Source organism: Pseudomonas fluorescens Q2-87 (assembly GCF_000281895.1).
Classification (GTDB): domain Bacteria; phylum Pseudomonadota; class Gammaproteobacteria; order Pseudomonadales; family Pseudomonadaceae; genus Aquipseudomonas; species Aquipseudomonas fluorescens_S.
The window spans coordinates 2,941,443-2,953,527 of the sequence record NZ_CM001558.1 but is presented as its reverse complement, the minus strand read 5'-3'; the positions used below and the strand labels follow the sequence as shown (position 1 = coordinate 2,953,527).

At 60.7% G+C, this 12,085-nt stretch carries 12 protein-coding genes and 2 tRNA genes; 6 read left to right on the top strand and 8 right to left on the bottom strand.

Features of this window, described 5'->3' with window-relative positions; translation table 11 throughout:
• Window positions 1–64 precede the first annotated feature (64 nt).
• Both PFLQ2_RS14600 and PFLQ2_RS14605 read left to right on the top strand, forming a co-directional pair.
• Window positions 65–295, top strand: coding sequence for a hypothetical protein (locus PFLQ2_RS14600; protein ID WP_003181555.1), 231 nt, complete (start codon window positions 65–67; stop codon window positions 293–295).
• 121 nt (window positions 296–416) lie between these two features.
• Window positions 417–842: a hypothetical protein gene (locus tag PFLQ2_RS14605; RefSeq protein ID WP_003181553.1), complete on the top strand. Its 426-nt coding sequence runs from the start codon at window positions 417–419 to the stop codon at window positions 840–842.
• Window positions 843–866: 24 nt separating this feature from the next.
• On the opposite strand, the gene PFLQ2_RS14610 is transcribed toward PFLQ2_RS14605, so the two are convergent.
• Both PFLQ2_RS14610 and PFLQ2_RS27765 read right to left on the bottom strand, forming a co-directional pair.
• On the bottom strand, window positions 867–1,094 hold the full coding sequence (locus PFLQ2_RS14610; RefSeq protein ID WP_003181551.1) for a PLD nuclease N-terminal domain-containing protein: 228 nt from the start codon (window positions 1,092–1,094) through the stop codon (window positions 867–869).
• A 73-nt stretch (window positions 1,095–1,167) separates the two neighbouring features.
• A complete protein-coding gene (locus PFLQ2_RS27765) occupies window positions 1,168–1,353 on the bottom strand; it encodes a hypothetical protein (RefSeq protein ID WP_033046011.1) in 186 nt (61 codons plus the stop codon).
• A 279-nt stretch (window positions 1,354–1,632) separates the two neighbouring features.
• On the opposite strand from PFLQ2_RS27765, the gene PFLQ2_RS14615 reads away from it, so the two are divergent.
• Window positions 1,633–1,995, top strand: a complete 363-nt coding sequence (locus PFLQ2_RS14615; RefSeq protein ID WP_003181547.1) for an NUDIX hydrolase — start codon at window positions 1,633–1,635, stop codon at window positions 1,993–1,995.
• A 79-nt stretch (window positions 1,996–2,074) separates the two neighbouring features.
• Here PFLQ2_RS14615 and PFLQ2_RS14620 read toward each other — a convergent pair.
• A tRNA-Leu gene (locus PFLQ2_RS14620) sits at window positions 2,075–2,161 on the bottom strand.
• Between the two features lie 196 nt (window positions 2,162–2,357).
• Window positions 2,358–2,431 (bottom strand) — tRNA-Cys (locus tag PFLQ2_RS14625).
• 347 nt (window positions 2,432–2,778) lie between these two features.
• Here PFLQ2_RS14625 and PFLQ2_RS14630 point away from each other — a divergent pair.
• The 3 genes from PFLQ2_RS14630 to PFLQ2_RS14640 all read left to right on the top strand — a co-directional run bounded on the left by PFLQ2_RS14630 (window position 2,779) and on the right by PFLQ2_RS14640 (window position 5,778).
• Window positions 2,779–3,612: a DUF2892 domain-containing protein gene (locus PFLQ2_RS14630; protein WP_003181545.1), complete on the top strand. Its 834-nt coding sequence runs from the start codon at window positions 2,779–2,781 to the stop codon at window positions 3,610–3,612.
• Complete coding sequence (locus PFLQ2_RS14635) at window positions 3,612–4,784, top strand: zinc-dependent alcohol dehydrogenase (protein WP_003181542.1); 1,173 nt, start codon at window positions 3,612–3,614, stop codon at window positions 4,782–4,784. Before PFLQ2_RS14630 ends, PFLQ2_RS14635 begins: the two co-directional genes overlap by 1 nt.
• 214 nt (window positions 4,785–4,998) lie before the next feature.
• Window positions 4,999–5,778, top strand: coding sequence for a TSUP family transporter (locus PFLQ2_RS14640; protein WP_003181539.1), 780 nt, complete (start codon window positions 4,999–5,001; stop codon window positions 5,776–5,778).
• On the opposite strand, the gene nudC is transcribed toward PFLQ2_RS14640, so the two are convergent.
• The 4 genes from nudC to PFLQ2_RS14660 all read right to left on the bottom strand — a co-directional run bounded on the left by nudC (window position 5,746) and on the right by PFLQ2_RS14660 (window position 12,078).
• Complete coding sequence (nudC, locus tag PFLQ2_RS14645) at window positions 5,746–6,576, bottom strand: NAD(+) diphosphatase (protein ID WP_003181537.1); 831 nt, start codon at window positions 6,574–6,576, stop codon at window positions 5,746–5,748. The genes PFLQ2_RS14640 and nudC overlap by 33 nt on opposite strands.
• A gap of 6 nt (window positions 6,577–6,582) precedes the next feature.
• Window positions 6,583–7,395 (bottom strand): crotonase/enoyl-CoA hydratase family protein, encoded by an 813-nt coding sequence (locus tag PFLQ2_RS14650; protein WP_003181535.1) that lies wholly within the window; start codon window positions 7,393–7,395, stop codon window positions 6,583–6,585.
• Between the two features lie 106 nt (window positions 7,396–7,501).
• Window positions 7,502–8,977 (bottom strand): efflux transporter outer membrane subunit, encoded by a 1,476-nt coding sequence (locus tag PFLQ2_RS14655; protein WP_003181533.1) that lies wholly within the window; start codon window positions 8,975–8,977, stop codon window positions 7,502–7,504.
• The gene (locus PFLQ2_RS14660; protein WP_003181532.1) at window positions 8,974–12,078 is read right to left on the bottom strand and encodes an efflux RND transporter permease subunit; all 3,105 of its coding nucleotides are present in this window, start codon (window positions 12,076–12,078) and stop codon (window positions 8,974–8,976) included. The genes PFLQ2_RS14655 and PFLQ2_RS14660 overlap by 4 nt, the downstream gene beginning before the upstream one ends.
• Window positions 12,079–12,085: the final 7 nt, after the last annotated feature.

Sequence of the window (12,085 nt, the reverse complement as noted above, 5' to 3'; positions counted from 1 at the left end):
ACGGTATGACCCGCCCACTGGCGGGTTTTGTGCTACATCATCAACTCTGAAATGGAGGTGTGACATGTCCGAAAAAGAGTCCATCACCACCCTGCTCACTTTATTGGAATCACGTCAGGCCACGCTCACTGCCGCCTGCAAGGAAATCGCCGACTGGGTCGACCACCAGGGTGGACACCCTACCGCAGTGCGCATCCGCGACCGGCTCAATGACATTGAACGCGATGCCCCGTCGATCCAGAGCGCATTGACGTCGCTCAAGCCCGCTGAGCGGCCGCTGCCCAAATTCCGCTGACGCGCTACGCCGGCCCCGTTTTCCCTTAAGTTCTATTGGTCGGAAAACCGATGGAACAACAGCGTTCTATTGCGCCTCGATATTGATATCAACGTGCAGAAGCCGCTTCAGGGAGAACCTCATGAACGCAAAAATCCTGTTACTGATCGCCTGTGCGAGCCCCGCCGCCGCCATGGCCCAAGGCTGCGATGTCTTCACCCAGTCCCAGAGTTCCTCGGTACCCGCCATCGAAAGCCATAGTTGCTACGAATACAAAGGTGTACCCGCCGAAACCCTCGATTGGTCTTGCAGCAACGAAAGCAAGGGAACCCTCAGCACCCGCAAAAACCGAGTCGAGCGTTGCGCAGAAGGCTACGTGGCGACATGCCAGGCACCGCTGACCCAGGAAGCATTGGCCAACCCGCGCGCCACTCGCCAGGACCAGAATGGAGGATCGGCCAGCCTTCCCGATCATGCCCTGATCACTTGGTACTACTACGACATCAATCAAGCGAAACAGGCCCAGCAGGACTGCGAGACCACCGGCGGCCAATGGAAGAACCGCTGACCGGGGTGGCCCACGCAGCCGTTGCTAGCCTTTGCTGTGCTCCGGCGACGATGGGCCTTGCTTGACGCCGCGTGGCCCGGCGACGCCCCATATGACCAGCCCCAACACCGGCAGTATGATCACCAGCAGCGCCCAGCCGGCCTTGGTCCCGGCGGACTTTTCGCTTCGAAACACACTGAGGATCACCCACAGATCCAGGAGCAGCAGAATCACCGCAACGGCGATCCAGAAATAACTGGCTAATTCAGACATGGCCCTATCCTCTTGAAGGTCTATGGATTAGGCATGACCGCGCCAGCGCCGTTCAAAGAATTTGCGCCTGCACCTACAGGCGCTCATTCAGATAAGCGACCCACCGCTCATAGGCCTCATGTTGACGCTGGACGGCTTCATCCCAGGTCGCCCCGGTCATTTGATGAACACAAATGAGCTCCATCATCTGCGACGTCGCCGCATCGAGCTCCATCAGAAGCTCGTGGGATCTGATCTTGAAATCTTCAACCGTGGTCATTTTTCCTCCCTTCCCCTCTCGGGGGCGGCCAGCCACCCAAAATGGATGCGTTTTTTCCAATCTGATTCATTTTTGCCGATGACCGGTCGATGGCCGGCGGCACGCAAGTGTGGGCTTGCATGGCCGATAGCATGAGAAATGAAGTGCAGCCTTTCACTTATGAGAAGGGTCTTATGAATAGACCCACGGAAAAATAGGTTTGTGATCGCCGTGCTGGCAACGGGCCTTAATATTTCAGTTATATTTCACTTTAATGACAGTCACTGATTGAGCAATGCCATGAAGATACGAGCGACGGTCATTTGCGAAGATAATCGCCACGTCTTGCTGGTCCGCAAGGCCAACAGCCGCTGGGCATTGCCAGGGGGCGCGGTCGAACGCGGCGAAACCCACGCGGGCGCTGCGGTGAGGGAGCTGGCAGAAGAAACCGGCCTGAGCGTCGAAAACCTGCTCTACCTCATGCGAATCAACGAGGGTGAAACCGAACACCATGTATTCGAAGCCTCGGTTCGCGATTCAAAGTCGGCCACGCCACAGAATGAAATCAGCGATTGCCTTTGGCACCCATTGGATGCCATCGCCCAGCTGCAAATGAAAAGAGGCACGCGGGAAATTCTCGAAGCGTTTCGCCGGCGGTTGTAGGTCGCCTCGGTCACGTTGCAGATGAAAGGCAAACAAAAAAGGGTTGCATGAGATATCTCATGCAACCCTTTGTTTTATATGGTGCCCGAAGCCGGAATCGAACCGGCACGCCCTTACGAGCGGGGGATTTTAAGTCCCATGCGTCTACCAGTTTCGCCATTCGGGCGGTAGCGCGGCAAGCCTTATGGAGACTGGCAAATATCAGATTCGCCAGGGCCTGGCCTGGTGCAGCAAGAGCGAGGAATATATACATCCCTCCCCTCTGAAGCAAGGTTGCTCATGTCCTTTTCAAGACAAAAGCTTTCCTCGCATCGTAAATAAAAAAGCTCCGTAAATCATAGATCTACGGAGCTGTTTTAAAGTGGAGGCCGAAGTCGGAATCGAACCGGCGTAGGTGGATTTGCAATCCACTGCATAACCATTTTGCTATTCGGCCTCAAGACGCCTGATGCATTGTCGCCACATCAACCGTGTACAAACCTGATCTGGAAACAGACCTCTTACGAAGCGCTATCTCCTTGAAAACATTGAGATTTTTTACGTCCCAGTGCGTTCGATGGGCGCAATTATGTACTCATTTGCCTAGGCTGACAACCCCTTGATTTCAAAAAAGTAATCGTCGCTTGGTCGGTCCTGGCCGTCGCCGATAGATAGCCCGCCAAGGCTGTGCAATACGTGACCGCATCCACGGTTCGCCTCATCGGAAAGCGCGAATGTGGATGGAACAACGACGCCGTCCCCCGGCTCATTCCTTATGTCGCCCTTGATCATAAGGAAACCATCATGACTGAACGACCCCAACTGGTTGCGAGCCGGGCCGCCGTACCGACCCCTTCGCACCCCAACCTAGGAACACCGGAGCGCGTCGTGTCGTTGCTGGCCGGCACGCTGTTGATCGCCAACGGGCTGCGCGAGGGCGGGCTCAAAGGGTGGCCGCAAGTGATGCTTGGCGTCTGTGCCGCCTGGCGCGGTTACTCAGGTACGTGCAGGGTCAAGCGTGCGCTGACACATACTCCTTTCGAGCAAGCCTTCGAACAGGACCGGGACTGGAACGGTAGCAAGGTAATTTCCCGCAGCATCACGATCGGCAAGCCCAGGGAGGAAGTCTTCGCGTTCTGCAGCAACCCGGGCAATCTCGGGGCGCTGGTGCCTTGGGTGGATGAGATTGAACAGACCAGCGAGCGCACCTACCGCTGGGTCGCCCACGGCCCGATGGACAAGACCTTGGAATGCGACATCGAACAGGACGACCCCAAGGATGGCCGGAAGCTGCACTGGATCGCCGCCCCGGATTCGCGTTTCAAACATGACATCCAGATGCATTTCAGCGACGCGCCGACGGGCCGAGGCACGCAGATCAAGGCCATCGTTGCTTGCCAGACCTCCCTGGGTTCCGCCGGTTACGCCCTGGCTGCCGCCATCTCGAAGTTCTCGGACAAAGCCTTGTTGAATCTGCTTCGCAGCATCAAGCAGCAACTGGAGCTCGGCGAGGTGACCACTAACCGAATGCGCGCCCAGGACACGAAGGATTTCCTGTTCGTGCATCCGGCCACGAATGCCACCCAAGCGCCGACCAGCCCCGCTTCCACCACACCTATCACTGGAGGAACAGCCTGATGCGTGCATTGACCTGGCAAGGCCCCAATAAACTCCAAGTCGAGACAGTCGATGATCCGTCCATTCTCAATCCCCGTGACGCCATCGTACGGGTGATGTTGTCGTCCGTGTGCGGTTCGGACCTGCATTTGCTGGGCGGTTACGTGCCGACCATGCAAGCGGGCGACATCATTGGCCATGAATTCATGGGCGAAGTGGTGGAGACCGGCTCGGCCATCACCCAGTTCAGCAAAGGCGACCGGGTTGTCACCGTGTCGATCATCGGCTGCGGCCAGTGCGAACACTGCCAGCGCTCGGACTTTTCCTGCTGCGACAACTCCAACCCCAACCCCAGCGCAACAGACATTGCCTACGGCCAACCGGCCTGCGGCATCATCGGCTACAGCCATGCGTTCGGCGGTTACGCCGGCAGCCATGCCACTTATATTCGCGTGCCGTTTGCCGACGTGAACCTGTTCGCCATTCCCGAGGGCGTCAGTGATGAGCAAGCGGTGTTCGTCTCCGACGCGGTCCCCACCGGTTATTTCGCTGCCGACAACGCCGACATCCAACGCGGCGACACCGTGGCGGTCTGGGGCTGCGGTGGCGTTGGCCTGATGGCGATTTCCAGCGCTTACCTGCTGGGGGCCGAGCGAGTGATTGCCATCGACCGCTTCCCCGAGCGCTTGCGCCTGGCTGAGGAGAAGGCCGGCGCCATCGCCCTCAATTACGAAACCTGCGACGTGCATGCCGCCTTGCTGGAGCTGACCGGCGGCCGTGGCCCGGATCGTTGTATCGATTGCGTGGGCATGGAAGCTCATGGCACCGAGATCGACTATTTCTATGACAAGACCAAGCAGATGATGCGTTTGCACACTGAACGCGGCACGGTGCTGCGCCAGTCGATCCGAGCCTGCCGCAAGGGCGGCACCGTATCGGTGGTCGGCGTGTATGGCGGTTTGCTGGACAAGTTTCCGATGGGCGCAATCGTCAACAAATCCCTGACCTTGCGCTCCGGCCAGCAACCGGGGCAGCGCTACGTGAAGCGTTTGTTCGAGCACATCCAGAAGGGCGAGCTGGACCCTTCCTATTTGCTGACCCACCCGATGGGGCTGGAGCAGTCGGTGGAAGGTTATGCGATGTTCAAGGACAAGTCGCACAGCTGTTTGCGGGCGGTGTTCAGGCCGGAGTGAACGAGGGTTCTGATGGCGAGGGGGCGGGCTCCGGCGGAGTGCGATGTGGTTATGACGGGGGCTGTTGCGCAGCCCGGCGGGAGCAAGCTCCCTCGCCACGGGGGGCAGTGTCTTTGAGCCGGGGGCAATCGGGCAGTCGCGGCTCGCGGTCATTGTGGGTAACATACCGGCCTTCCCCGCCGCCCTGCTGCGATCTGCCGAATAAGCCCATTCCATGCCTTTTGAACTCAGCGTTGACCTCACTACCCTCGCTATCCTCGCCATTGTCGCGTTCATTGCCGGCTTCATCGATGCCATTGCTGGCGGCGGTGGCCTGCTGACCACACCCGCGTTGCTCACCGCCGGGCTACCGCCCCATCTGGTCCTGGGCACCAACAAGCTCAGCTCGACCTTCGGTTCGGCCACGGCCAGTTTCACTTTCTACAGGCGCAAGCTGTTCCATCCCCGGCAGTGGACCCACGCCCTGGTCGGCACGCTCGTGGGTGCCTTGACCGGCGCCGTCGTGGCGCACTATCTGCCGGCCGAATGGCTGAACAAGATGCTGCCGGTGATCGTTTTCGCGTGCGGTCTCTACCTGTTGTTCGGCGGCACGCCCAAGGCGCCTCTGGACAGCAACGCGCCCATCAGCAAGAAGTGGCAATCGCCCCAAGGCTTCAGCCTGGGCTTTTATGACGGCGTGGCGGGCCCCGGGACGGGGGCGTTCTGGACGGTGAGCAGTTTGCTGCTCTACCCCATCGACCTGGTCAAGGCCAGTGGCGTAGCTCGCAGCATGAACTTCGTCAGCAACATCGCAGCGCTGTCGGTGTTCATCTTTTCCGGGCAGGTCGACTGGATCATCGGCCTGAGCATGGGCATTGCGGTGATGATCGGGGCGTTCTTCGGTGCTCGCACCGCCATCAGCGGCGGCGCGAAGTTCATCCGGCCGGTGTTCATCACCGTGGTGTTGGGCTTGACCGTGCGGCTAGCCTGGCAGCACTGGTTCAGCGTGGCCTAGGCGGCGCGCCACGTAGAGATCGATCAGGTAACGCGCGATGGATCGCGAGGCCGGCAGCGGTGGCAGGTTGTGAACGTTGAACCACTGGGCGTCCTCGATTTCATCTTCTTGAGGGATGATGTCGCCACCGGCATATTCGGCGTGGAAGCCCAGCATCATCGAATGGGGGAACGGCCAGCATTGGCTGCCCATGTACTGGATATTCTTTACCTCAATGCTTACTTCTTCGCGCACCTCGCGAACCAGGCAATCCTCGGCCGACTCGCCTGGCTCGGCAAACCCGGCCAGGGTGCTGTAGACACCGGTGACGAAACGCGGCGAACGGGCCAGCAGCACTTCGTCGCCGCGGGTAATGAGCACGATCATGCTCGGTGAAATGCGCGGATAGTGCCGCAAATCACAGGCATCGCAATACATCGCCCGCTCCCGCGGGATCTGGCTCATGCGCTTGCCGCAACTGCCGCAGAAACGATGTTCCCGCGCCCAGGTGCCGATCTGCGCCGCGTAGCCCAGCACTTTGTACAGCGTGTGGTCGTCCTCGAGCATGAATGCCCGCAAGCCTTTCCAGTTGCAGCCGGGAATATCCTGTGAGCTGTGCAATTCCAACAGATAGACAGGCTCACCGTCCAGGTGGCCGATGCCATGCTCGGCGAGGATCGACAGGTCCTGTCGCTTGAGCCAGTCGCGGGGAAACAGCGCGCCGTTATCATCGAACAGAAAGCCTTCCGGGCTGCGGGCCACGGCCCAGCCGCCGGGAAAATCGGTATCGAGTACTGCGGTGGTCCAGCGTGAAATCATGATCAGTCAATCCAGAAATTCGGGTTTCTGTTTGCTCATATGGGCGGCCATGGCCACGCGCAGGTCAGTCGATTGCAGCATGGCAGCGTTCCACGTGGCGACGTACTCCAGCCCGTCGTCGATGCGGTGATCGCGCATGTAGCTGATCATCGCCTTGGTGCCGGTCACGGCAATTGGCGATTTGGCGGCAATTTCCCGGGCGATACCCATGACACCGTCGAGCAAACTGGCGGTATCACTGTAGACACGATTGACCAGGCCAATGCTGCGCGCTTCGTCGGCATCGAAGGTGCGCCCCGTATAAGCGAGTTCACGCAGCATGCCGTCCCCGATGATCCGGGGCAAGCGTTGCAGCGTGCCGACGTCGGCCGCCATGCCGATATCGATTTCCTTGATGGAGAACTGCGCGTCCTGGGCGGCGTAGCGCATGTCGCAGGCTGAAATCAGGTCGATGGCGCCGCCCAGGCAGTAGCCCTGGACCGCGGCGAGTACCGGCTTGCGGCAATTGTCGACGGCGTTGAACGAGGCTTGCAACTGCAGGATCTTGCGGCGCAACAGGCGCGCATTTCGCCCTACATCCTTGCCCAGCTCGTTCGCCACGTCCGCCAGCATCATCAGGTCGATCCCCGAGGAAAAATGTTTGCCGGCACCGCTGAGCACCACCACCCGCGCGGCGTCGGTGTCGTCCACCCACTGGAAGATCTCGATGATTTCGCTCCAGAACGCCGCGTTCATCGAGTTGATCTTTTCCGGACGATTGATCTGCACATGGGCAACGTTATCGGCAAGTTCGACGTTGAACGCTTGGTATTGCGACATGGCAGTGATCCTTTACCGACTGAAAGAGGCCTGAACTATACCAAGCCATGACGACAGGTCGTAGGCAGTGCATCGGCCAAAAGCGGGACTGCATTCAACCCTGCGGTTACTCGCCTGCCTGTAGTTGCCCATCCCAACCACCGCCCAGCGCCGCGATCAGTTGCACGCTGGCGATCAACCGGCTCTGTTGCAGGGTCAACACGCTGCGTTCGTTGCTCAAGGCCGTGGCCTGGACCGTCACTACGTCGAGGTAGGCAATCAGGCCGGCCTTGTACTGGTTTTGCGTCAGGCGCAGGGATTCCCGGGCGGCATCGAGGGCTTCCTGGCGTACCCGTGCTTCGTCCTCCAGGACCTTGAGCTGGATCATGTAGTTTTCCACCTCACGGAAACCGTCGAGCACGGTCTGGCGATAGGTGGCTACGGTCTGGTCATAGGCGGCCACGGTGCGGTCGACTTCCGCCGAACGCTGGCCGCCATCGAACAGTGTCATCGCCAGTTGCGGCCCCACCGACCAGAAGCGGTTCGGCACGCTGACCCAATTATCGTAGGTACTGCTGCTGTAGCCGCCGCTGAGGCTCAGGGTCAGGTCCGGGTAATAGGCGGCCTTGGCCACGCCGATCTCGGCGTTGGCGGCCATCACCGAACGTTCCGCCGAGGCGATGTCCGGCCGGCGTTCGAGCAGTTGCGAGGGCAGCGCCACCGGGATTTGCGGCAGTGACGGGATATCACCGGTTTCAGCCAGGTTGAACTCGGCCGGCGGCAGGCCGATCAGCACGGCAATGGCATTCTCAAACTGGGCTCGTTGCCAGATCAGGTCGATCAGGTCGCCCTGGGTGGTCTTGAGCTGGGTCTGGGCCTGGGCCACCGCATCCTTGCCGGACACACCGGCACGGTATTGGTTTTCGGTCATTTTCAGCGAGCGCTGATAGTTGTCGACCGTGGTCTGCAACAGGCGCTTCTGTTCATCGATCACCCGCAGCTGCAGGTAGTTCTGCACCAGTTCCGATTGCTGGCTCAGGCGCATCGCGGCCAGGTCGGCGAAACTCGCCTGCGCGCTCGCTTCGTCGGCCTCCAGGGTGCGGCGCAGCTTGCCCCAGACATCCGCCTCCCAACTGACCCCGGCCTGGGCGTTATAGGTGTCGCGAATGCCACTGGACGAACTGCTCAGGCTCGAACTGCTGCTTCCGGTGCCCTGGCTGGAGCGCGTCTTGCCCACCGTCAGGTCCACCGTTGGAAAAAATGCACCCCGGGCGCTGCGCACCAGAGCCCGGGCCTGGCGGTATTGGGCTTCGGCCTGGGCCACGGTCTGGTTGGCGGTGTTGAGTTTATCCACCAGGCCGTTGAGCTGCGTGTCGCCATACAACTCCCACCAGGCGCCACGGGCCAACGCATCGCTTGGGTTCGCTGCGCGCCAGCCCTGCGCCTCCTTGTACTGCACCGGCGCGGCCGCCGGAGGGCGCTGGTAATCCGGGCCGATGGCGCAAGCGCTGAGCATTGCCACGCACAGGGCCAGGCTCAACACTCGCGAGCCCCGGGCGGTTGCCAGCGCAGCGGCAAGATTGATAAGGGTACGGTCGGTCATAACGGAGTTTCCAGGGCAGCATCAGTGCGCACGCCGCGCCAGCGGTTGAAGCGATGGCGCAGCTTGTCGAGATAGAGGTAAACCACCGGGGTGGTGTAAAGGGTCAGTACCTGGCTGAACACCAGCCCACCGATGATGGTCAGTCCCAGCGGCTGGCGCATTTCCGCACCCTCGGCAGAGCCGAGCAGTAACGGCAAGGCGCCCAGGATCGCCGCCAGGGTGGTCATCAGAATCGGCCGCAGCCGCAGCAGGCAAGCGCTGCGGATCGACTCCAAGGGCGACTGCCCTGCCCGCTCCAGTTGCAACGCCAGGTCGATCATCAGGATCGCGTTTTTCTTCACCACGCCAATCAGCAGGAACAGCCCCAACAGGGAGATCAGGCTGAACTCGCCGCCCAGCGCGTAGATCGAGAGCAAGGCGCCGACACCGGCCGATGGCAAGGTCGACAGGATAGTCAGCGGGTGAATGTAGCTTTCATACAGCACACCCAATACCAGGTATACCGCCAGCAACGCCCCGAGAATCATGAACGGCTGGCTCTTCTGGGTGGCGGCAAAAGCATCGGCCGTGCCCGCCATTTTTGCGATGACGTCTTCCGGCATTCCCAGTTTGGCAATCGCCCGCTCGATGGCGGCGGAGCCCTGCTCCACCGTCACGCCTTCGGCCATGTCGAACGAAATGCTTTCGGAGGCGAACTGACCTTCATGACTGACTCGGTCGTCTTCCAGGCTGTTCTCGTAATGGGCGATGGTCGACAGCGGCACCCGCGCGCCATCGGCGGTGATTACCTGGACCTGTTCGAGGGTGCTGGGATCCTGGGCGTACTTGGGATTGACCTCCATCACCACCTGGTACTGGTTGAGACTGTCGTAGATGGTTGAGATCTGCCGCTGGCTGTAGGCGTTGTTGAGCACTGCGGTGACCATGTCCATGTCGATGCCCAGGCGCTTGGCCTGGTCGCGGTCCACCACCAGCGTCACCTGTTGCGCACCGCCACCGTCGCGGGCATCGATAGCGGTCAGTTCCGGCAAGGCCCTGAACGCGGCGGCGACCTTGGGGTACCACTGGCGCAGCGACGCCAGGTCGGCGCTTTGCAGAATGTAGGAATATTGTGAGGTGGTCTGCTCGCGGCCACCGCCAAACTGCAAGTCCTGGTCAGCCATCAGCATGAGTTGGCCACCGGGGACCTTGGGCATTTCCTTACGCAGGCGCTCGATGACTTTTTGCGCGGAAATCCTGCGTTCCTTGATTGGCTTGAGGCGCACCAGCATGAAGGCATTGTTGGTGCCGTTGTTGCCGCCGATGAAACCGGCGACGCTCTGCACTGCATCATCCTTGAGCACGGCGCGGCGGAAGATTTCCATCTTCGGCTGCATCACGTTGAACGACAGCCCATCGTCGCCGCGCACGAAACCAATCAGTTGGCCGGTGTCCTGCTGCGGCATGAAGGTCTTCGGCACCACCACGTACAGGGCGACATTCACACCGATGGTCACCAACAGGCTCAGCAAAGTCAGGCGTCGGTGGCGCAGGACCCAATCCAGGCTGGTGGCATACCCGCGGACCATGCGGTCATTGAGGCGTTGGCTCCAACGCTGCAAGCGGTTCTCCTGCCCGGGTACATGAGGCTTGAGCCAGCGGGCGCAGAGCATTGGCGTGAGGGTCAGGGATACCACCAGCGAGACCACGATGGATGCCGCCAGGGTGATTGAAAACTCGCGGAACAGGCTCTCGATGATCCCACCCATGAACAGGATCGACAGGAACACCGCTACCAGCGAGACGTTCATCGACAGCAAGGTGAAACCCACTTCCTCGGCGCCCTTGTACGCCGCTTTCATGGGAGGAACGCCTTCGTCGATGTGCCTGGAAATGTTCTCCAGCACCACGATGGCGTCATCCACCACCAGCCCGGTGGCCAGGATCAATGCCATCAGCGACAGGTTGTTCAGGGAGAAACCGTACAGGTACATCACTGCAAACGTGCCCACCAGCGACACCGGCACCGCCAGGGTCGGGATCAGCGAGGCGCGGAAATTGCCGAGGAACAGGAACACCACCAGCACCACCAGGGCGACGGCAATCAGCAGGGTCATTTCCGCTTCATGGAGGGTGGCCTTGATCACTGGCGAGCGGTCCATGGCCAGGTTGAGTTTTACGCTCGCGGGCAAGACAGCCTGCAACGCCGGCAATTGCGCCTTGATCTCGTTGACGGTCTCGATGATGTTGGCGCCGGCCTGACGGTTGATCACCAGCAGCACGGCGGCATCGTTATTGAAAAAGCCGCTGTTGTAGCGGTCCTCGACACTGTCGGTGACTTTCGCCACGTCCTTGAGCCGCAGCACCGAGCCGTCCTGGTAACGGATGATGAGCGTTTCGTAGTCCTTGGCCTTCTCCAGTTGATCGTTGGCCTGGACCTGCCACATGCGCCGGTCATCCTCCACCGAGCCCTTGGGTCGGCGCACGTTGCTATCGGCGATGGCGGTGCGCACATCGTCCAAGGCTACGCCGTACTGGTTGAGCGATTGCGGTTCCAACTCGATGCGCACGGCGGGAAGCGAGCTGCCGCCGATCTGCACCTCACCGACACCCGTTACCTGGGACAGGCTCTGGGACAGGATGGTCGACGCCAAGTCATAAAGCTGACCTTTTTCCAACACGTCGGAGGTCAGCGACAACACCATGATCGGCGCCTGGGACGGGTTGACCTTCTTGTAGGTGGGCATGCTGCGCATGCCGCTGGGCAGCAGGTTGCGCGAGGCATTGATAGCCGCCTGCACTTCCCGGGCCGCGCCATTGATGTCGCGGTCCAGGTCGAATTGCAGGATGACCCGCGTAGAACCCTGGCTGGAGCGGCTGCTCATGGTGTTGACCCCGGCGATGGCGCCGAAGGACCGTTCCAGGGGCGTCGCGACGGTGGACGCCATCACCTCGGGGCTGGCCCCGGGCAAGCTGGCCTGGACCACGATCACCGGGAAATCCATCTGCGGCAGCGGCGCTACCGGCAGCAGGCCGAAGCACACGCCACCGAGCAGCATGATCGCGAAGCTCAGGAGCATCGTTGCCACGGGGCGCTTGATGAATGGGCCGGAGAGGTTCATGGGCTAC

Excerpts from the sequence above, each read along its gene's own strand:
- PFLQ2_RS14605 (WP_003181553.1), top strand. The coding sequence starts at position 417 with ATGAACGCAAAAATCCTGTTACTGATCGCCTGTGCGAGCCCCGCCGCC.
- PFLQ2_RS14610 (WP_003181551.1), bottom strand. The coding sequence starts at position 1,094 with ATGTCTGAATTAGCCAGTTATTTCTGGATCGCCGTTGCGGTGATTCTG.
- nudC (WP_003181537.1), bottom strand. The coding sequence starts at position 6,576 with ATGATTTCACGCTGGACCACCGCAGTACTCGATACCGATTTTCCCGGC.
- PFLQ2_RS14660 (WP_003181532.1), bottom strand. The coding sequence starts at position 12,078 with ATGAACCTCTCCGGCCCATTCATCAAGCGCCCCGTGGCAACGATGCTC.
- PFLQ2_RS14615 (WP_003181547.1), top strand. The coding sequence starts at position 1,633 with ATGAAGATACGAGCGACGGTCATTTGCGAAGATAATCGCCACGTCTTG.
- PFLQ2_RS14650 (WP_003181535.1), bottom strand. The coding sequence starts at position 7,395 with ATGTCGCAATACCAAGCGTTCAACGTCGAACTTGCCGATAACGTTGCC.
- PFLQ2_RS14600 (WP_003181555.1), top strand. The coding sequence starts at position 65 with ATGTCCGAAAAAGAGTCCATCACCACCCTGCTCACTTTATTGGAATCA.
- PFLQ2_RS14655 (WP_003181533.1), bottom strand. The coding sequence starts at position 8,977 with ATGACCGACCGTACCCTTATCAATCTTGCCGCTGCGCTGGCAACCGCC.
- PFLQ2_RS27765 (WP_033046011.1), bottom strand. The coding sequence starts at position 1,353 with ATGACCACGGTTGAAGATTTCAAGATCAGATCCCACGAGCTTCTGATG.
- PFLQ2_RS14640 (WP_003181539.1), top strand. The coding sequence starts at position 4,999 with ATGCCTTTTGAACTCAGCGTTGACCTCACTACCCTCGCTATCCTCGCC.
- PFLQ2_RS14630 (WP_003181545.1), top strand. The coding sequence starts at position 2,779 with ATGACTGAACGACCCCAACTGGTTGCGAGCCGGGCCGCCGTACCGACC.
- PFLQ2_RS14635 (WP_003181542.1), top strand. The coding sequence starts at position 3,612 with ATGCGTGCATTGACCTGGCAAGGCCCCAATAAACTCCAAGTCGAGACA.